The 20,429-nt window shown below is 55.4% G+C and carries 13 protein-coding genes; 8 read left to right on the forward strand and 5 right to left on the reverse strand.

The annotated features are described in order from the left end of the window. Positions 1-128 precede the first annotated feature (128 nt). Positions 129-1,667 carry an NAD(P)/FAD-dependent oxidoreductase gene (locus tag H6G13_RS08605; RefSeq protein ID WP_190482708.1) on the reverse strand — a complete coding sequence of 513 codons (1,539 nt, stop codon included), beginning with the start codon at positions 1,665-1,667 and terminating at the stop codon, positions 129-131. Between the two features lie 149 nt (positions 1,668-1,816). On the opposite strand from H6G13_RS08605, the gene H6G13_RS08610 reads away from it, so the two are divergent. Beyond that, positions 1,817-2,284 carry an NUDIX domain-containing protein gene (locus H6G13_RS08610; protein ID WP_190482709.1) on the forward strand — a complete coding sequence of 156 codons (468 nt, stop codon included), beginning with the start codon at positions 1,817-1,819 and terminating at the stop codon, positions 2,282-2,284. A gap of 326 nt (positions 2,285-2,610) precedes the next feature. Here the strand turns inward: H6G13_RS08610 and H6G13_RS08615 are convergent, their stop codons facing one another. From H6G13_RS08615 to H6G13_RS08625, 3 genes are all read right to left on the reverse strand, one after another. Then, entirely contained in the window at positions 2,611-3,897 is a 1,287-nt protein-coding gene (locus H6G13_RS08615; protein WP_347277453.1) for an ATP-grasp enzyme, read from the reverse strand. 220 nt (positions 3,898-4,117) lie between these two features. Continuing rightward, positions 4,118-4,972, reverse strand: a complete 855-nt coding sequence (locus H6G13_RS08620; RefSeq protein WP_190482711.1) for a class I SAM-dependent methyltransferase — start codon at positions 4,970-4,972, stop codon at positions 4,118-4,120. After that, on the reverse strand, positions 4,972-6,222 hold the full coding sequence (locus H6G13_RS08625) for a sedoheptulose 7-phosphate cyclase (RefSeq protein WP_190482712.1): 1,251 nt from the start codon (positions 6,220-6,222) through the stop codon (positions 4,972-4,974). The genes H6G13_RS08620 and H6G13_RS08625 overlap by 1 nt, the downstream gene beginning before the upstream one ends. A 778-nt stretch (positions 6,223-7,000) precedes the next feature. On the opposite strand from H6G13_RS08625, the gene H6G13_RS08630 reads away from it, so the two are divergent. From H6G13_RS08630 to gltD, 5 genes are all read left to right on the forward strand, one after another. Continuing rightward, complete coding sequence (locus H6G13_RS08630) at positions 7,001-7,669, forward strand: HAD family hydrolase (RefSeq protein WP_190482713.1); 669 nt, start codon at positions 7,001-7,003, stop codon at positions 7,667-7,669. A 149-nt stretch (positions 7,670-7,818) separates the two neighbouring features. Further along, positions 7,819-8,022, forward strand: a complete 204-nt coding sequence (locus H6G13_RS08635; RefSeq protein ID WP_190482714.1) for a hypothetical protein — start codon at positions 7,819-7,821, stop codon at positions 8,020-8,022. A 611-nt stretch (positions 8,023-8,633) separates the two neighbouring features. After that, positions 8,634-8,936: a hypothetical protein gene (locus H6G13_RS08640; RefSeq protein WP_242028195.1), complete on the forward strand. Its 303-nt coding sequence runs from the start codon at positions 8,634-8,636 to the stop codon at positions 8,934-8,936. Between the two features lie 548 nt (positions 8,937-9,484). Further along, a complete protein-coding gene (gltB, locus tag H6G13_RS08645) occupies positions 9,485-14,068 on the forward strand; it encodes a glutamate synthase large subunit (RefSeq protein WP_190482715.1) in 4,584 nt (1,527 codons plus the stop codon). Positions 14,069-14,166: 98 nt separating this feature from the next. Further along, positions 14,167-15,651 carry a glutamate synthase small subunit gene (gene gltD / locus H6G13_RS08650; protein ID WP_190482716.1) on the forward strand — a complete coding sequence of 495 codons (1,485 nt, stop codon included), beginning with the start codon at positions 14,167-14,169 and terminating at the stop codon, positions 15,649-15,651. 75 nt (positions 15,652-15,726) lie between these two features. Here gltD and H6G13_RS08655 read toward each other — a convergent pair whose 3' ends face one another. Further along, on the reverse strand, positions 15,727-17,571 hold the full coding sequence (locus H6G13_RS08655; protein WP_190482717.1) for a hypothetical protein: 1,845 nt from the start codon (positions 17,569-17,571) through the stop codon (positions 15,727-15,729). Positions 17,572-17,835: 264 nt separating this feature from the next. On the opposite strand from H6G13_RS08655, the gene H6G13_RS08660 reads away from it, so the two are divergent. Both H6G13_RS08660 and H6G13_RS08665 read left to right on the forward strand, forming a co-directional pair. Then, positions 17,836-18,852: an SDR family oxidoreductase gene (locus H6G13_RS08660; RefSeq protein ID WP_190482955.1), complete on the forward strand. Its 1,017-nt coding sequence runs from the start codon at positions 17,836-17,838 to the stop codon at positions 18,850-18,852. A gap of 161 nt (positions 18,853-19,013) precedes the next feature. Beyond that, complete coding sequence (locus tag H6G13_RS08665) at positions 19,014-20,183, forward strand: zinc-dependent alcohol dehydrogenase (RefSeq protein ID WP_190482718.1); 1,170 nt, start codon at positions 19,014-19,016, stop codon at positions 20,181-20,183. Positions 20,184-20,429 lie beyond the last annotated feature (246 nt).

Genomic DNA, 20,429 nt, shown 5'->3' on the forward strand with positions numbered 1-20,429 from the left:
GATACAGCCGCAAAAATTTCGCCATTTACCAGATTAACACTCGACATAGAGCGGTTGGTTCTAGAGATGTTTCTTCTGCTTGGTCTTAGTGTTGGTGTAGGGGCAAGCGAGGGCCTATCCTGCACCCCTTAGGCCAAACGAATCTGCCGCAGCATCTGCCGGTGCTGCTGGGCTGAGGCCAGAGTGTTGGCCGTGATTAGGCCGCTGGCGGCGACTGCTGGCAGACCAATGCCCGGAAAGGTTGAGTCGCCGCAGCAGAGCAACCCCGGCAGCGGCGTTTTGGGGCCAGGGAAGAAGCCATCGCTGGCGGCTATGGCTGGGCCATAGGTGCCCCGGTGGCGGCGCAGGTAGCGTTCGTGAGTCAGAGGTGTGCCCACCAGGCTGACCTCACAGCGGCGGCGAATATCGGGAATGACTCGCTCCAGCGCCCACCACATAACCTCGGCTCGCTGCTCTTTAAGTTGGGCGTAGGTTGGGCTGTTGCGATCGCATCCCTGCCACAAATCATAGGGTTCGCTGCCGGGGGTGTAGACGTGGATAGCGTGTTTACCCGCCGGGGCTAGTGTGGGGTCGAGCACAGAGGGAATTGAGATCAGCACTACGTTTTGGGGCGCAGTAACTCCTGGAGTCCAATCGTTCACCACGATGTAGTGGCAGGCTAGATCGGCGGGCAGGCCATTGCCGTCAATGCCTAGGTGCAGGTGCATGAAACTTTCACATTCTGGGGTGGACTGCCGCTGTTCGACGAACGACTTGGGCACTGCATCCTGGGGCAAAAGCTTTAGCGTGTCCCAAGTAGAAGCATTAGAGACGACAGCTCGCTGCGCTCTTAAAACTTCTCCACTCCGCAGCCGCACCCCTGTGGCCCGACCCTCCTCGACCAGGATTTCTTGCACGTGGGCGCTGAATCTAAGGGAGCCGCCAAACTTCTCCAAACCTCGCACCAGAGCATTGACCAACGCCCCGCTGCCGCCGATGGGGTAGTCGAGTTTGACACCGGGACGATACCACTCAGCAAACATAAAGGCCGTCTCTGCCGCACTGGTGCCGCTGGCTGGCAGACCAGAGAGCAAAAAGCACAGCAAATCCAGCCAGTTGCGCAGAAACTCATCTGTAATCACCCCGTCCATGACTCGGCTAAAGGGACCATTGAGTTGACCCAAGCTGGGCGCGTGTCGCAGCAGTTTTGGGGCAAAGGGGGCAACTGTGCTCAGCACTTTCCAGTCAAAGCGCAGGGCGGCGGGAGGCAGTGCGATCGCACCTTGCCCCAGCGGCCCCATCACCTGCTGCAAAGCTCGCCATTCCTGTACGGCCTGTTCACCTCGAATCTGCTGCAGCACCTCACAAAACTGATCGGCCCCCACCGTCGTCAAAAAATCGCCCTCCGGCAAACACACGCCCCAGGTATCGTAAGTGGCCCAGTCCAAGTCTTCCTCAAGGGCATCGAGCACCTGCCGCAGAGGATTCGTTGAGGGGCTGTGGGAGAGACCGGAGTAAAGCGAAGGGCCAGAGTCAAAGGTAAAGCCGCTCCGCTCAAAGCTATGGGCCGCTCCACCAGCAATAGAGTGGCTTTCGCAGACTGTTACGCTATTGCCATAGCGGGCCAGCAGTGCCGCACAGCTCAAGCCACCAATGCCGCTGCCGATTACCAAAATGTCTGCGGTCATACGGTTTCATCCCCTATCAACGGTTCACCTTGAGATCCTAATGTTCTGATGAACTGACGGGCAGGCACAGTACCGATTCAGCGCGACCGGATATGGTGAAAAGGATCTAGAAGGATCTAGACAGTTACATTAGGGTGAGAAAAGTAAAGATGGTGAAGTTGGTATACGGCGATCGCATTGGCAGGCTAGGTCACATCATCGTGGGCTGTTCTGCCACCATTCGAGACGGTAACTGGGAAAAAGTACTGCTCACGCGCCGCACCGACAACGGTCGCTGGTGCCTGCCGGGAGGCCGCATGGACCCAGGTGAAAGTATTGAGGAAGCCTGTTGCCGAGAAGCTTTGGAAGAGACGGGGCTACAGGTCGCGGTCAAGCGGCTACTGGGGATCTACACCAGTCCACACTGCCTGCTGGAATATGCTGATGGAGAGCGCTGCCAGGTAGTCGCCATGAATTTTGAAGCCGTAGTGATCGGAGGCGAGCTGCGGCTCAGCGACGAAACCACAGAATACGGCTATTTTTCTGCAGCCGAGATCGATCAGCTCGATGTCATGGAGCACCATTTAGAGCGCATCCACGATACCTTTGCCAGCCATGGCAGCCCTCTAATCAAGTGATTCCAGTTGGCTCGGCGAATCAAAAATGTGCCCTAAACAAAGGAGCACTTCCAGATCCCTGGGTTCTCAGGAAAAGGCAGAGATCTACACCTACGGTCAAGAACCCAGGGATCTCGCGTAAGGAGCACTTCCAGATCCCTGGGTTCTCAGAAAAAGGCGGAGATTTACGACTACGGTCAAGAACCCGGGGATCTCGCACAGGGGACGCCTCCAGCTCCCCGGGTTCTCGGGAAAAGGCAGAGGTCTATAGCTCTAGCGAAGAACCCGGGGATCTCGCATAAGACGAAGATCTGCGGCTACCGGCAAGAACCCGGGGATCTATAGGCTCACCGAATCACCTCGCCAATATTAAAATCTATCCGAATCCAGCTTTGCAGCTTTCGCAGATTGTCTAGAACCAGCAGGGGAATCTGCCAGTGATGCACCATCAGAAACGGCAGCGGATCGTTGACCTCAAAAATAGCCTCTTTGCCGCGCCAGATATTGCGCCACCAGGTTTGAAGCTGAGAGAGCGATCGCACCTCATTGAGCCGCCAAAGTTCGTGGTAGAGCCAGTAGGTGGGCCTGCTGTTGACCAAAGGCTCTAGGGGTTCGCCTGAGAAGGCAGGATCGAGATAGGCCTCTGCTACCTGAGGATGGTTGTAGAACAGGGTAATGGCTGAGTGCGTGCGGGGGTTGCACTCAATGGCATAGGCCGTGCCATCTGGGGTCTGAATAAAGTCAAAAGAGGCTTGCCCAAAGCCGTCAACCCCTTTCAAAAAACGACGCACCCACTCGCTAATTTGGGGGTTATCGACTATTTCGTAATTGACCTGAAAGGCAGACGACTCGCAGCAGCAGTAAAGGGTCGATTGCCCACTACGGACAGTGCTGTGGGTGCAGTATTCTTGGCCGGGGATGAACTCCTGCATAATCCAGGGCGTTTTTTCGCTGATGGGCAGGCTGTTGACAAAGGCGGCGGTCTCTTCGGGCGTAGGGCAGGGCAGCTTGGTCAGATTGAGGCGGCGACAGGCATCGTAGGGAATGCTCTTGAGAATGTACTGCCGCTGCTCCTGAGAAAAATCAAAATTGAGCACCTGCTCCGGCGCGGTGATTTTGAAGGATTTGGGCACCGAGAGGCCGAGCGATCGCGCTTTCTCAGCAAAGGCAAATTTGTCGTCTAGCATGCCGGTGACAGCGACATCAAAGTGGCATACCTCACAGTAACCTGCCAGCGGGTGCTGCTCCATCCCCTCCGGATAAACCACAGAAAAGATGGCAACGGGAATAAACAGATTGATGTTTTCCTGCTGGGCAATGGCCTGGAGCTTTTGGGTATAGCCCGCTAGGTCTTTCTGCGGGTCGGGAACGGTGTAGAACCCGGCAACCGCGTTGGAATATTGATTTCCGTTGAGCCAAAACTTTTCGGTGTCGATCAAAATCACCCGATGCCCAGCCGCGTGAAAAGTACGGGCCAGCAGCAGGGTTTTCGTCATCCTGGCCCCAGCAATAAGAATGTTTTTGGGGGACTTAACCCTAACGGGTGCCTTATGAAAGGGGCGGCTCACCCAGCTCCACACCAGCGCTAACAGCACAGCCACACAGTTGAAGGGAAACGCAAGGGCCAATAGCATCAGCGTGCCCAAGTTTTGCCAGAGGGCTTGAATTGGGCTGTCTGAGCTTTGCCCCTCAGACGGTAAAGGTTGGGCAGCCTGCTGTGAGGCTGCGGTTGTTTGAGTCGGCGTCTTAGTTTGCATTAGCTATCTCAGAGAAATGGCAGTAAATGCTAGTGGCTGCCCCAACAGGTGCAGGGCAGCCACAGCCCCAATGGGGGAGCGTCTAGCGGTTGCGAGACTACACGCGCCGAATCAGAGTCAGCCCGTCTCGCAGCGGCAAGATCACCTGCTCCACCCTAGGGTCGGCGGCGACCACCTGGTTGAACTGTGCGATCGCAGCCGCACTCACTGAGCGCTCGGCCTCAGGCAAATAAACCTGCCCTTGAAACAGCGTGTTATCGACGCAGATGTAGCCCTGGTCTGAGAGCAGGCCGCTGTCTAGCAGCCTCTGGTAGTACTGCACGTATTCCTGCTTATCGGCATCGATAAACACAAAGTCAAAGCACTCACCGTGGGCGGCCAGACGCTCTAGCGTCTCCAAAGCTGGCCCTAGCTCAACCTGGATCTTGCTGCCGTAGGGTGACTTTTGAAACAAGGTTTGGGCAAAGCGGGCAGCGTAAGGATCGACCTCACAGGCAATCAGGTGACCGTCGGCGGGGAGGGCTTCGGCCATCGCCAGCGCCGAGTAGCCGGTGAACATGCCGATGTCCAAAATGCGGCTGGCGCGAATCATGTGAACAAACAGCTTCAGCGTCTGTCCTTCAATATGGCCAGAGAGCATTTCCTGCTCCAGGGGACGAACGGTTTCGCCTTCATCAAACTTTGCCTGCCAGGGTTCGTGGTGGGTTCTCTCGGCAATTTCTGTGAGCGCCGCAGAGGCTGGCGTTGCGGTCTGCTCCAGGTAGGGATCTAGCCCCGACATCAGATCAAACGCTTTTTGCAGGTGGTGTGCCGCCTCGGCAGAGAGGTTGGTTGGAGAATTGGCTGCCTGGTTTAGCAGCGTAATGGCAGACTCTAGATGACCCACCGCAATGCCCAGAGGCGTGACCGGACGCGGTGCATTTGGGGTCGTTGGGTTCGCGGCTGCCTGCATTACGCTTTGCCTCCTACCAGCGTGGGTGCGGGCTGTGCAGACTCCCCGTCGCCGACGTAGGCATCGATGCCAGCTCCAGATCGAGGGTAATCGGCACAGAGTCGCTTGTGAGTGCTGAGAGCAGCATCAAGCTCTGTTCGGGTCAGGTCATTGATGAATGCACAGACGCCGATGGGCTGGGGCACGGCTGCCCGCAGCAGGCCATCGCGGGTGAGGGTGATCGACTGCGTGGCCTGCCAGAGCAGGTCGCTGTCCATTAGGGGGTGATCAAGGGCCAAGCCCAGACGGCTCATGAGATTGAGAATGCGATCGCGATCGGCCACCGTAATGTAGCCTCGCTCGGCAGCCAGAGTCGCAGAGAGCGCCATGTCAATGTTGACAGCATGACCATGCAGCAGCGGTGGCTCTGGCGTCAGCTCCAGCGTGGGGCTCCAGGTGTGGCCATAGGCAATCACGCGATCTAGCATCAGCTCGTGCAGGTTGGACGTCTCTAGCTCCAGCATGGTCTTGATCGCCCCGTAGTTGACGCGATGCCCCACCTGGCGCAGGAAAGCATCGTCAGTTAGATAACCGAAATGACTGTAGAGCAAGTCTTCGCCGTAGCGATCAAGCAAATCAAACACCTCAGCATTAGCAACTACGGCAATTTTGACCAGCTCTGCCATGCCGTTGCGGATTTGATCAACCGGTAAAGTCTTGAGGAATGAAAAATCGAGAAAGATTTCCTTGGGCGCATGATAGGCCCCCAGTCGATTCTTAAGCTTGCCGTGGTTGACCGCAACTTTGATGGCAATACCTGCATCGATCAGGCCAATCAGCGTCGTAGGAATGCGGATGTAGTTTGTGCTGCGGCGATAGGCGGCGCAGGCAAAGCCCGTTACATCTAGAACTAGCCCGCCGCCAATCACCAAAACCGGCTCTTTTCTTAAGAGGTTAAACCGGCAGAAGGCATCAATAATGGTTTGAAACGTTTCGATTGTTTTGTCTGGCTCTTCAATCACTACCGGAAAGACTGTCAGTTCCACACCATAGTGCAGGAAGTACCGGTGCAGTTGAGCCCCGTAAAACTGATAGACGTTGTGATCTACGATGGCAAGACAGCGCCTGAGTGCAGTGTAATGGCTGGCTAGATCGGGCTTTTGAATATCAAAAATCCCTTCAACAAACTGAAAGTCCAGCTCAATCTTTTCGTACGCTTCAACTCGAAAGCTGGTTTCAGAAGTAGATAGCTGCGCTTGTATGTTGCTCATGATGACTATGCAAAGATTAAGGTGTGCAATTGGTTAGGGCAGAGGCAATCGCCCAACACGGCGCATCGATTTATTAGGTTGCCTACTGCCGAGAACTAACCCAGATTCTGTGTCGCTGAAGTGTTCAAACTACAGGTAAATACTCGCTCTGTGCGAAGTTGACAAGGTACTCCAAAGTGCCTGCCGGACCCCTTGCTTCAGACACGCTGAAAATTACCCTTGCCTCTGGTCGCTAGGCACTATAATCCTGTGTTCTAAAGGGGCTGCTAACGACCACATAGAACGGTTGAGTAGCCAAACAAATCAGCCTGTCACCAACTAGAAATTGGCGACAGCGATGTATCCGCTTAAGGCTCAGTTGCCAAAAGCAGACAGCGGCTTCTAGAAATGTCAGATAAATCTTTAACGGGGTTTAAGCCCTTACCAGCCAATCTGTCGCCGAAAATTGCGAACAGATAAAGACACGGATACGAATAGATTTGGCGAACTCCCAGTAGATGACGAGTCCAAAAATACCTTTGATCTGGCTCATTTGCGGAGCACACCATAGACTGAGAGTAGCTTAGTAAGTCCTCGTGCAGAGCTCAAACTGTCGATAGAAGTAGAGCAGCTCTCTCCAAAGGTAGAGAAGTACATCTGTATGCATAAAATTTGAACCCCCAAGATCAGTTTTAGAAGAGGTTAAATACACGCTGGGCGAGAATCACCGCTTTTAGGGAGAGTTTTTTTGCGTAAGGTTATGTCACTTTGGGGCAGTAAGCTTAAGCAGGAGAAGACCATGACCCTTGAGGGCGTGATTTTAGATGTAGATGGCACTCTAGTCTTGAGCAACGATGTTCATGCTCAGTGTTGGGTAGAAGCCTTTGCAAAGTACGGCTACACCGTTGATTTTGAGAAGGTGCGCCCGATGATGGGGATGGGGGGCGATAAGGTCATTCCTCAATTGTTTCCGGATTTGAACGACGAAGAGGGGCCGGGTAAAGAGGTTGCCGACTACCGCAAGGAGCTGGTGCTAAATGATTTCCGCGATCAGATTGAGCCAGCCCAGGGGTCACGGGCACTGGTGCAAAAGCTACGGGCAGAAGGATTAAACCTGATTATTGCCACTTCAGCCTCTGCAAAAGAGCTTGAAACTATGTTGAAGATTGCTCAGGTTGACGATTTGCTGAAGCAGGCTACCAGCTCAGATGATGCCGACGCGTCTAAACCCTCTCCAGATATTGTAGAAGCGGCTCTGCACAAAGCTGATCTCGACCCCAGCCGTACCGTCATGCTTGGGGACACACCCTACGATATTGAGGCTGCGGGAAAAGCAGGCGTGGATGTCATTGCTTTTCGCTGCGGTGGCTTTGATGATGAGGCGCTGAGAGATGCGATCGCAATCTACGATGACCCTGCCGATCTGCTGAATCACTATGACCAGTCTCCGCTGGCACAGAAAGCTTAGCAGTAGGCTATTTGGGGCTTTGGCTCTGTCTAGGGATGGACTGTTAGCACCTGAGTTTCCCTCTTCTGAATCACCAGAGCGGTAGAGTCGGCGAACTGCTCAGTCAGGTAACTTTAACCTTGAATGGAATATTTCAAACGAGGTTAATTATGCTGACTTTTTTAGCAACTGCTGCTGATATAACTGCTGCTGATGGTCCCCATTTTCCTATTTCGGCAACCCTGGTTTATGTAGTTGGTTTTATTGCAGCTACCACTATCGGGTCTATCGCCTGGTACAACTCCAAGCGTCCGGTTGGCTGGGAAAATAAAGAGCGCCCCGACATCGTTCCTGAAGTCGATTCAGAAGTTTAAGGCAAAGCTAATTGGGGCTCAAATGCCGTAAACCCCAAAGGGCGAAAGCCAGCTCGCATCTGCTAGAACTGCGCGGACGCCCTCGCCCCTTTCCCTGGCCAGAAGAAGTCAAGCTGCCTTGTTAAGCAGCCCCTCACGCTGAAAAGCACTAAAACAATGGGTACTGTCTTAAACAGGCGATCTCAAAGTAGTCATTGTGAGCAAAGCGTATAAAGTAGCTGCCACGAGGCTGCTGCGCTTCGCACTCCACAAAAAGCAAGCTACGCAGTGACAGCTATACCTAATTAGAACACTCACTAGCGCTGTCCCCTAGACGAAACGACGTCTGGGGGACGGCGCTAAAGTGGCTGCTTCTAAAAAGTTCCTTATTCCTAAAGAAACTTCCCTAAAAGAAAGATTAGTTTATGTAGCGTGACCAAAAATAGTTCGGATTAACAGACGTCATCAGCAAATCTTCAACGTCTGTTAAGAACTTCCACGTTTTACGTGAAGCGCCATTCTGTTACCTAGGGAACATATCTACACTGGAGTCATGCTATGAAATGGCTGGCTTTTAACGAGGGTGACTCAGCCTCCTGTCTACGCGCGTTAGCCTCAAGCTAGATGCGCTGATGACTTCCCCCGCAATGAGCCTTGAGAATCGTCTCATCCTCAAAACCAGCCATCGCTATTTTGAGACTGTAAAAGGAAGTGAAATTATGATGCAGGTTCCGCCCCAAAGTGTGTATGACAAACTTCAGGAACTCGACAGCGTAGACATCGCAACCAGTGCAGCCTACCGCCGGCTGGCCCAAGAAGTTTTGGCCGACGATGACATCAGCTTGAAATGGCGCGAAGCCATTGCTGAAAGGCTAAACCAAGCCAACCAGCTACTGGGTATTCAAACGGTCGGTGATAAAGACGACAGCTACTAAACAACATCAACCAGCGGTTTCAACCAGTCTATGAGGTCAGCAAAGCCCTCGCACTCATCCGTAGAGTGTTTTCTGGCTAGACGTGACTTGAGTGATTTTGAGCTGGCTTGAACCGTCCATATTTGTGACATTTTAAGTTTGAGCTATACAGTTGCTTCTGGGTTTATACTCAGGAGCAACTTTTTATTGTGGTCTAGTTACCGCTGAGACTAAGGGCTGACCTGTGCCTGAGCGCTTTGGGGAGACTGTCATAAAAAGCCAACATCATCTCAGCCATTTCCTCGGAAACACCTAAAGTTCTTAATAAATGACCTGGTAACTGTAATCCATATGTGACAATTTCCTTAAGACATGGCGCTCGTTTGCCTTTCTTGCTAGAAAATCCGTTTTAGCTAGAGTAAGGTATTTTTTCCAGCATAGAAAAATAAATTGGGCTTACCAGTCTACGGATTTAACAGAGGGCCTAACGAAAACTCTCTGTGAGAATCTGACTGACTGCTTGCCGTTCTCTAGATGACTCCCTCAAGGCCGCTTCCCGGGTTTTCAAAATGACACTCTTCAATTTGCCCTCCAAACAGGGTCTATACGACCCTCAATTTGAGCACGATGCCTGCGGTGTCGGCTTTATTGTGCACATGAAGGGGAAACCCTCCCACGATATTGTTGAGCAAGCGCTGACTATTCTGCTGAACCTGGAACACCGGGGCGCGGTCGGAGCCGAGATCAATACTGGCGATGGTGCCGGTATTTTGATGCAGATACCGCACCAATTTTTCCAGAAGTTCGCAGCGACACATGCGATCGCACTGCCTGCTGCAGGCGAATACGGCGTTGGCATGATCTACAGTTCACCTCAGGCGGCTGACCGCGAGCAGGGGCGGCGAGCTTTTGAGCAGATTGTGGCCGAGGAGGGGCTGCAGGTTTTGGGCTGGCGCGATGTGCCGACAGACAATGCCTCTCTGGGAGATACGGCCAAAGCCAGCGAACCCTTCATGCAGCAGGTCTTTATCCAGCGGCCTACAGGACTCGATGAGCTGGGGCTAGAGCGCAAGCTGTACGTGATCCGCAAGCGATCCCACAGCGCTATTCGGGCAGCGGAGATTGATCCCTACTGGTACCCGGCCAGCCTCTCCTGCCGCACCCTGGTTTACAAGGGCATGTTGACGCCAGCCCAGGTCGGCGAGTATTTCCTAGATCTGAAAGACCCCGATCTGACCAGTGCGCTGGGGTTGGTGCATTCTCGCTTTAGCACCAACACGTTCCCGAGCTGGGAGCGATCGCACCCCTACCGCTACATTGCCCACAACGGCGAAATCAACACCCTGCGCGGCAACATCAACTGGATGCACGCTCGGCAGTCGCTGTTTGAGTCAGACCTGTTTGGCGATGCTCTCAAGCGAGCGCAGCCGGTGATCAATATCGACGGCAGCGACTCGCTGATCTTTGATAACGCCTTGGAACTGCTGGTGCTGGCCGGACGCTCCCTGCCCCACGCCATGATGATGATGATCCCCGAACCGTGGGCCGCTCACGAGTCTATGAGTCCGGAGAAAAAGGCGTTTTACAAGTACCACTCCTGCCTGATGGAGCCGTGGGATGGCCCCGCTTCCATTGCCTTTACCGATGGCACCATGATGGGTGCGGTGCTCGATCGCAACGGCCTACGCCCCTCTCGCTACTACGTCACCAAAGACGACCTAGTGATTATGGCCTCTGAGGCGGGCGTACTGCCGATTGAGCCAGAGCGAATTGCCCAGAAGGGCCGCCTCGAGCCGGGGCGGATGTTCCTAGTAAATATGGAAGAGGGCCGCATTGTCTCAGATGAGGAGATCAAGAGTGCGATCGCATCTGAGCAGCCCTACCAGGAATGGCTCGATCAGCATCTAGTGCCGCTGGCCAGCCTGAAGGAAGCGCCAATAGATCGCACCTTGCCAGAAATTCCCCTGCTAAAGCGCCAGATGGCCTTCGGCTATACCTTTGAGGAGCTGCGCCTGCTGCTGACCCCGATGGCGCGAGACGGCGTGGAGGCGATTGGCTCAATGGGCACCGACACTCCCCTAGCGGTGCTATCAGATCGGCCCAAGCTGCTCTACGACTACTTCCAGCAGCTCTTTGCCCAGGTCACTAACCCGCCGATTGACTCCATCCGAGAAGAGATCATTACCTCGCCAGAGACGACGGTGGGAGCTGAGCGCAATCTGCTCAAGCCAGAGCCTGAAAGCTGCCACCTGATCGAGCTAAAATCACCGATTCTCAGCAACGGGGAGTTGGCCAAGCTCAAGCATGAGTCGGGCGACTTCAAATCTGTTACTCTGCCCATCCTGTTCGATCCCCAAGCCGGAGTGAAGGGGCTGGAAGCAGCGCTGGAAGGTATTTCTGCCGCAGCAGATAAGGCGATCGCCTCAGGCACCAGCCTGATCATTCTTTCTGATCGAGAGATGAATCCGGCCCAGGCTCCGATTCCCGCTCTGCTGGCGGTTTCGGGGCTGCACCACCACCTCATCCGCCACGGCACTCGCACTCGCGTTGGCCTGGTGCTGGAGTCGGGTGAACCGAGGGAGGTGCATCACTTTGCGGTGCTGATCGGCTACGGCTGCTGTGCTATCAACCCCTACCTAGCCTTTGAATCAATTGACTCGCTGATTCAGCAGGGTCTGCTGGTCGATACCGACTACCCCACGGCCTGCAAAAACTACATCAAGGCCGCCACCAAGGGCGTGATCAAGATTGCCTCTAAGATTGGCATCTCCACTATCCAGAGCTATCGGGGAGCGCAGATCTTTGAGGCAATCGGTCTAAACCAGACTCTGATCGATCGGTACTTTACCTGGACGGCCTCTCGGATTGAGGGAGCCGATCTGGCGGTGATTACCCAGGAAGCCATTTTGCGCCACGCTCATGCTTTCCCTGATCGGGAGGCTGACAGCCCCACCCTAGACGTGGGCGGCAGCTACCAGTGGCGCAAGGAAGGAGAGCGGCACCTGTTTAGCCCCGAAACCATCCACAACCTACAGAAGGCTGTGCGCACCAACAGCTACGAGCTCTACAAAACCTATGCCGCCCTGATCAACGATCAGGACAAGCACCACTTCACTCTGCGCGGTCTGCTCGGTTTTCAAGAGCGGCAGCCGGTGCCGCTGGAGGAGGTAGAGCCCATTGAAGCGATCATGCAGCGCTTTAAGACCGGGGCCATGAGCTATGGGTCAATTTCGAAGGAAGCTCACGAGTCGCTTGCGATCGCAATGAACCGCATCGGCGGCAAGTCCAATACCGGCGAAGGCGGCGAAGACCCCGAACGCTACACCTGGACCAACGAGCAGGGCGATTCTAAAAACAGCGCCATCAAACAGGTGGCCTCTGGGCGCTTTGGCGTCACCAGTCTCTACCTATCTCAGGCCAGGGAACTGCAGATCAAGATGGCCCAGGGCGCGAAGCCCGGTGAGGGTGGCCAGCTTCCAGGGCGCAAGGTCTACCCCTGGATTGCCAAGGTGCGTTACTCTACCCCCGGCGTGGGTTTAATCTCGCCGCCACCCCACCACGACATCTACTCCATCGAAGATCTAGCTGAGCTAATCCACGACCTCAAGAACGCCAACCGCAAGGCCCGCATCAGCGTCAAGCTGGTGTCGGAGGTGGGCGTCGGCACTATCGCTGCCGGAGTCGCCAAGGCCCACGCTGATGTGGTGCTAATCTCCGGCTTTGATGGCGGCACAGGCGCATCTCCCCAGACCTCGATCAAGCACGCCGGACTGCCTTGGGAACTGGGCCTAGCCGAAACCCACCAAACCCTGGTGCTCAATAACCTGCGTAGCCGCATTGTGATCGAGACGGACGGGCAGATGAAGACCGGGAGAGATGTTGCGATCGCAGCCCTGCTCGGAGCCGAAGAATTTGGCTTTTCCACCGCGCCCTTGATCACCCTAGGCTGCATCATGATGCGCGTCTGCCACCTCAATACCTGTCCCGTTGGAGTCGCCACCCAAAATCCGGAGCTGCGCAAGTACTTCACAGGCGACCCGCAGCACACGGTCAACTTCATGCAGTTCGTTGCCCAAGACCTGCGGGAGATCATGGCCCAGTTAGGCTTCCGCAGCCTCAACGAAATGGTAGGCCGCACCGATGTGCTGGAGGCCAAACAGGCCGTCAACCACTGGAAGGCCAAGGGCATTGACCTGTCAAAGATTCTTTACCAGCCCCAGATGGGCCCTGAGGTTGGGCGCTACTGCCAAATTCCCCAGGATCACGGTTTAGAGAAGTCTCTGGACATGACCGTGCTGCTAGATCTGTGCCAACCCGCCATCGAACGCGGTGAGAAGGTGAAAGCCACTCTGCCTATCCGCAACGTGAATCGAGTCGTCGGCACCATTCTGGGCAACGAAATCACCAAACGCCATTGGGAAGGTCTGCCAGAAGACACCATTCACCTACACTTCCAGGGCAGCGCCGGACAGAGCTTTGGCGCGTTCATTCCCAAAGGCGTCACCCTGGAGCTAGAAGGCGATGCCAACGACTACCTGGGCAAGGGCCTCAGTGGCGGCAAGATCGTGGTCTATCCCTCTTCGGGCTCAACCTTCGTGCCCGAAGACAACATCATCATCGGCAACGTGGCTCTCTATGGCGCAACCGGCGGCGAAGCCTATATCTATGGGGTAGCTGGGGAGCGCTTCTGCGTTCGCAACTCCGGCGTCAACACCGTTGTCGAAGCAGTGGGCGACCACGCCTGTGAATATATGACCGGCGGCAAGGTAGTCGTGCTGGGTCACACCGGACGCAACTTCGCAGCCGGTATGAGCGGCGGCGTCGCCTACGTGTTTGACGAAACCGGCGACTTCCCCACGCGCTGCAACACCCAAATGGCCGACCTGGAAACGCTAGAAGATCCCGAAGAAATCGCCGATCTGCGTCAGCTAATCCAAAAGCATGCTGACTACACCGGCAGCCAAAAAGCCCACACCATTCTCGCCAACTGGGAAACGCTGCTGCCCAAATTCGTCAAAGTCATGCCGCGCGACTACAAGCGAGTTCTCCAGGCCATCAAGCGAGCCTTGGCCGATGGCCTCAGTGGCGACGATGCCCTAGCAGCAGCGTTCGAGGAAAACTCCCGCGACGTCTCCCGCATCGGCGGTAGCTAATCTACACCTCCAGATCCCCAGATCCCCGGTTTCTTAAAGAAACCGGGGATCTGAACCCCCCTCGGCACCCCCTATACCCTTCACCCCTCACCTAACCCATGGGAAAACCAACCGGCTTTATTGACTACCTACGCGAACTGCCGCCCGAGCAAATGCCCATTGAGCGCGTTCGCAACTGGGACGAGTTTCACCTGCCCATGGAGGAGGAAAAACTCCGCACCCAGGGCGCGCGCTGCATGGACTGTGGCACTCCCTTTTGTCACACCGGCGACATGCTCAGCGGCATGGCCAGCGGCTGCCCCATCAACAACCTGATCCCTGAGTGGAATGACCTAATTTACCGAGGATTGTGGAAGGAAGCGCTGGCCCGGCTGCACAAGACCAACAACTTCCCGGAGTTCACAGGTCGAGTCTGCCCCGCTCCCTGTGAAGGTTCCTGCGTGCTGGGCATCACCAACCCGCCCGTCACCATCAAAAATATTGAATATTCCATTGCCGAGCGCGGCTGGGAAGAAGGTTGGATTGTCGCTGAACCGCCCCAAAAGCGCACTGGCAAAAAGGTTGCCATCATCGGCTCTGGCCCCGCCGGGCTCTCAGCGGCCGCTCAGCTCAACAAAGCAGGCCACTGGATCACGGTCTATGAGCGGGCCGACCGTCCGGGTGGGCTGCTGATGTACGGCATCCCCAACATGAAGCTGGACAAGCAGGACGTGGTGATGCGCCGCATTGAGCTGCTCAAAGCCGAAGGGGTGCAGTTTGTCTGCAACACCGAAGTGGGCAAAGACTTGCCAACCGAGATGCTGCTGAAAGAATTTGATGCCGTTGTGCTCTGCACTGGGTCAACCCGTCCCCGCGACCTGCCCATTGAAGGGCGAGATCTAGCCGGCATTCATTTCGCTATGGACTTCCTAACGGCCAACACTAAAGCAGTCCTAGAGGGTCAACCTGGCGATGGCTATCTCTCTGCCGCCGGTAAAGACGTGGTTATCATTGGCGGCGGCGACACTGGCACCGACTGCGTAGGCACCTCCATCCGCCACGGCAGCAACAGCGTGGTACAGGTTGAGATCATGCCCAGACCTCCCTTGGAACGGGCAGCCGACAACCCCTGGCCCGAGTATCCAAAGGTCTACCGCCTCGACTACGGCCAGGAAGAAGCCGTCGCCAAGTTCGGCAACGACCCCCGCACCTATCTCACAACCGCCACCGGCTTTGTTGGCAATGACAGGGGCCAAGTCGAAGGCGTTCGCACCGTACAGGTCGAATGGCAGAGAGACGAGCAGGGGCGGTTCACCCCCAAGCACGTTCCCGGCAGCGAGAGGGTGCTGCCAGCCCAGCTAGTCCTGCTGGCAATGGGCTTCCTCGGCCCCGAACAGCCCTTGCTAGACAGCCTGGGCCTAGATCGCGATCCGCGCAGCAACATCAAAGCAGACTACGGCCAATATGCCACCAGCCTTCCCGGTGTCTTCGCCGCAGGCGACTGCCGCCGAGGCCAAAGCCTAGTGGTGTGGGCCTTCAATGAAGGAAGAGGGGCGGCGCGGGAGTGCGATCGCTATCTCATGGGCACGACTGAGTTGCCGTAAGCGGAGACATGGGGACACGGAGACACGGGGACGTAGGCATGTCTCACTACCTGTGTTCCCTCTACTGAACCGGCCTCATCTCTGCATCTCCGGGTTTCCCATTCCCCGCATCTCCCCTTTGGTAAACTGCTCTCGCACCTGCTCATGAACAAACCGATAGCCGCCACCCACTTTTTGGAGGAGGCGCTGGCTGGCGGCAAAGTTGAGAAAGTGGGCGTAGTTCCAAGGCGTTGAGCCACTGGCGCTGAGGAGAGCCCGAATGACAAAATGCTGGATGCTGTAGGAGGCCCACAGGCCAAAGGCGAGACCTGTGGCTAGGAGCCCTTGCAGGAGATCGGTATTGACCAAGTCGCGGACAGCAAGACCGCTACTTAGGTTCAGCAGGGTCAAACCAACCTGCACCAGCACTCCCAAAAGGGCGAGGACGATGAATAGGTTGCGCACTGCATTAAAAATGTCTTGGTTGGGCCGCCGCCGTACTTGAATGCTGCTTTGCAAGCCCGAGCGCAGCTCAAACAAACAGCCGAAAATCAGGCCCAGTCCCAACCCAATCAGGCCGCCCAGGGTGAAACCTGTTCCACCCTGACCAAAGCGACCGCCAACCAGTCCGGCCAGTCCTCCTAGCACCAGGGCCAGCAGCAGCCCTGGAATAAAGGCCCGCAGCAGAAGCGATAGACCACTGCCCCAAGAGAGCGATGCAATTGACAGTTTGTATTTGGGGTACGCCTCTAGATCTACCTGGGAAGCCATAAGGCCCACAGCCAAGCCAAACATAGGATGCACAAATACTCCCGTCAGCAGGCCCAAAATTAGCCCTACCAGCAGGCGGTACAGCCAGCGCTGAGAGTCTAAAAGCGCGCTTGAATCAAGAGACTCAATGTAGAAGGTGCGATCGCGTTTCTCCAAGTGATTTGCTAGCCAGGTTAGATACCGATGCCTGTCTCTAGGGGAAAAGGGCTTTTTCGGAGCACCGCCTATCGTGATCTGATGGGTAATAAAGCGCTGCAGCAGATCGCCCTGATTGGCTACTGGCTGACCCTCAAAAAATTCTGCCAAACAGTTGAGCAGAAAAGGGGAGCGGGCCAGGGGCTGCAGTACTTTACTGGCCTTAATGCCCTTCCAAAGGTCGGCCTGGTCCAGACCCGTGGCGTAGTCCTTAACTTGCTGAGCCCCTAGCGGCATTAGATGCACACCGCCATTGAACTGGTCAAAGGGAATGCCCGATCGCTCCATCACCTGACGCTGACAGCAAAGTGCCAAGGTCTGATCCACATTGCCCCGCAAAAAAGCATCGATCTCTGCTGCACAGGTACGCTGCTGGCTCACCTCCAGATTGTCAAAGCCATCCAGCATTAGAGTCAGTTGGGCATTGATGAGCCAAGCACGGGCGCAGTTGTCAGGTACCCGGTAGAGTTCCCAGAGCTTGGCAACGGCCCAGCTAGAAATAGGTTCTCCCCGCCAGCTAGATAGATCTAGCAGCACCGGGACAGGAGCCGTTGAGGTACGAGACTTCTTTAATAAGTCACTCGCTAGAGTTAGCAGCGTCTGAGTTTTGCCAGACCCCGGCTCTCCCAAAATCAGCAGGCGGCCATCCATACCGTCCCGCTGAAACAGCTTGACAACCTCTGATGGGGAAGACAGTTTCTGGGTGGCCTGCTTCCCCATCTGCAGAGACCAAATTTGGTATTGCAAAGTGACCAAAGAAGGAACAGATTTAACCGCAGTGGCTTGGGCCGTTGACTGCCTACCGCTGCCTACGGCAACCGTTGTACGGCGTTTAGCTTTGGCCTGTTGCAGAACGTGTAGCGCAGTCTGCTGCTGCCAAGCAATCTGCTGATTGACAGCAGTAATCAGCAGAGCGCGATCATAAGCACTCGGGGGTCTTAGCGGCGTTAAATCTAGCAGAGAAGGGGTTGCCATAGGGGGCTCACTGAGGCAGCAGAGGGCCTAATTGTAAGGGGTACTGGTCACAACTATAACAACGGTTCTTAACTGCAGCATTCAGGAGACAAAGTCTTTAAGTTAGGGCTCTTAGAGATAGGTTGGCTTTCTTTATAAAGCAGTAAACCCTTGACAGGTGTGCCTTTTGGCTTAGTTCCTGCGACCGAGGTAATGCCAACAGAACTCGTTACGCTGCAGAAAGGTAATGGTTCTAAAACTCAGCTCTAAAATTTAATGACTGCTATTCAACTCAAGCCAATCAATCAGCAAGTGGTTGCAGTGGTCGGTGCCTCTAGCGGCATTGGTCGAGCCACCGCGCTTCAGTTCGCTCAGCAAGGGGCTAAGGTTTCTGTCTCAGCCCGTAGCCAATCAGGGCTAGATTCTCTGGTTGAAGAGATTAAGGCAATGGGGGGAGATGCGATCGCAATTACCGCCGATGTCGCCGACTTCGATCAGGTCAAAGCCATTGCCGACAAAACCGTTGAGTACTTCGGACGGCTCGATACCTGGGTTCACGTGGCCGCCACCGCCGTGTTTGCCCGCTTTGAGCAGCACACCCCCGAAGAGTTTCGGCGCGTCATCGAAGTTAACCTGATGGGCCAAGTCTACGGCGCAATGGTCGCCCTGCCCTACCTGCGTCAAACCGGTCAGGGTGCGCTGATTAGCGTCGGCTCTGTGGAAGGACACCGCTCCCTGCCGCTGCAAAGCGCCTACTCCTCCTCCAAACACGCCACTGAGGGCTTCCTCGACTCTCTACGAGTCGAACTGATCCACGACAAAGTGCCCATCAGTGTCACCAACATCATGCCCGCTACCATCAACACTCCCTTTTACAACAATGGCCTGACCAAGCTAGGGAGAAAACCCAAAGGCGTGCCCCCCTTCTACCAGCCCGAGCTGGTAGCCCGCTCCATTCTCCATGCCGCTGAAAATCCAGTCCGCGAACTGATCGTGGGTGACGTAGGCCGCATTCTCGATATTGCCCAGAAGCTCGCCCCCGGCCTGGTCGATGTCGCACTCGCCCTAATCGCTGTTCCCGGCGAGCACAGCAGCGAGCCCAAATCCGAAACCGACCCCAACAACCTCTATACCCCCGTCGAAACCGACAACCGAGTGCGCGGCGATTTCGATAACCAGGTCATCCCCAGCTTCCTCGACTGGTTTGACTGGCACCCCGCCGCTAAATGGGGCACCGTCGCTGGCATCGCGGGCCTAGCCCTGCTGGCCGTTCAGAACCTGAGCGACAACAACCCCGCTTAGGAGAGTGGATGAGTAGATGAGTAGATGAGTAGATGGTGAAATCGTTGCCCTAACCCTAAACCCTCTATCTTCTGCCCCATCCCTACCTCTAAACTCACCCACCCCCTACCCATCTACCCCCATACCCCTTTAACCCTAAACCCTCAACCTCCTAACCCCTTATGAAAGCAGTCTGCTGGCGTGGAGCCACCGATGTTCGGCTCGAAACCGTCCCCGATCCTAAGATCCTTAACCCTCGGGATGCCATTCTCCGGGTCACCGCTACCACGATTTGTGGCTCTGATCTGCATATCTACGACGGCTACATCCCCACCATGCAGCCCGGTGACATCATTGGGCACGAGTTTATGGGCGAAGTTGTCGAGATCGGCAGCGAGGTGAAAAAGCTGCGCGTGGGCGATCGTGTGGTCGTCTCCTCCATCATTGGCTGCGGCCATTGTCTCTACTGTGAGAGCCAGCGCTGGTCTCTCTGCGACAACTCCAACCCCAACGCCTGGATGCAGGAACCAGCTATGGGGTTTGGTACCGCTGGCATCTTTGGCTATTCCCACGCCTTTGGAGGCTACGCCGGGTCATTTGCCGAGTATATTCGGGTGCCCTACGCCGATTTTGGTGCGATCAAGGTGCCCGATGGGCTGCCGGATGAAAAGGTGCTGCCCGTCTCCGATGCCTTCCCTACAGGCTTTATGGGTGCGGATATGTGCAACATTCAGCCGGGGCAAATTGTTGCAGTCTGGGGTGCAGGGCCAGTGGGCCTGTTTGCCATGATCAGCGCTTACATGCTGGGGGCTGAACGGGTGATTGCCATTGATCACGTACCCGAGCGGCTGCAGATGGCTCAAGACTTTGCCAAAGCCGAGCCGGTCAACTTTATGGAAATTGACGCCGGAGAAGCTCTTAAGCAAATGACTGGCGGGCGCGGCCCCGATGCCTGTATTGATGCGGTGGGGCTAGAAGCTCACGGCATGGGACCAGAGGGCCTCTACGACAAGGCCAAGCAGGCAATTCGCCTAGAAACTGATCGACCCCACGTGCTGCGGCAGATGATGTTGGCCTGCGGCAAAGGCGGCACGCTCTCTATTCTGGGAGTCTACAGCGGCTTTATCGACAAAGTCCCGATGGGTGCAGCGATGAATAAGAGCCTCACTTTCAAAATGGGGCAGATGTACGGCCAGAAGTACATCCCCATGTTGCTAGAGCGGGTTGCCAATGGGGAAGTAGATCCCTCTCGCGTCTTTACTCATCAGCTACCGCTGGAAGAAACTCGCCAGGGCTTTGAGTTGTTTAAGCACAAGAAAGACAACTGCATTAAGGTGTTGCTCAAGCCTTAGTGCTTATCTGTAGAGACGCAGACTTAATAGTCCCTTGAGCCATAGTTCTTCAGGCCATAGCCCGAAGGACTGTGGCTGCTTGGGGCTTTACTAGCGCGTCTCTAACACTGTTTGTTTATCTGTGCGCTATGGCTATGCGATTCGGCAAGATCCTCACACGGCAGACGGATAAGTACATATGAACTAAACAGCTCCCCAGGTAGAGGGGAAAAGGCTGCTAACCCTCTACAACAGATATGGTGACAA

This window comes from Pseudanabaena sp. FACHB-2040, assembly GCF_014696715.1.
Lineage (GTDB): Bacteria > Cyanobacteriota > Cyanobacteriia > Phormidesmidales > Phormidesmidaceae > JACVSF01.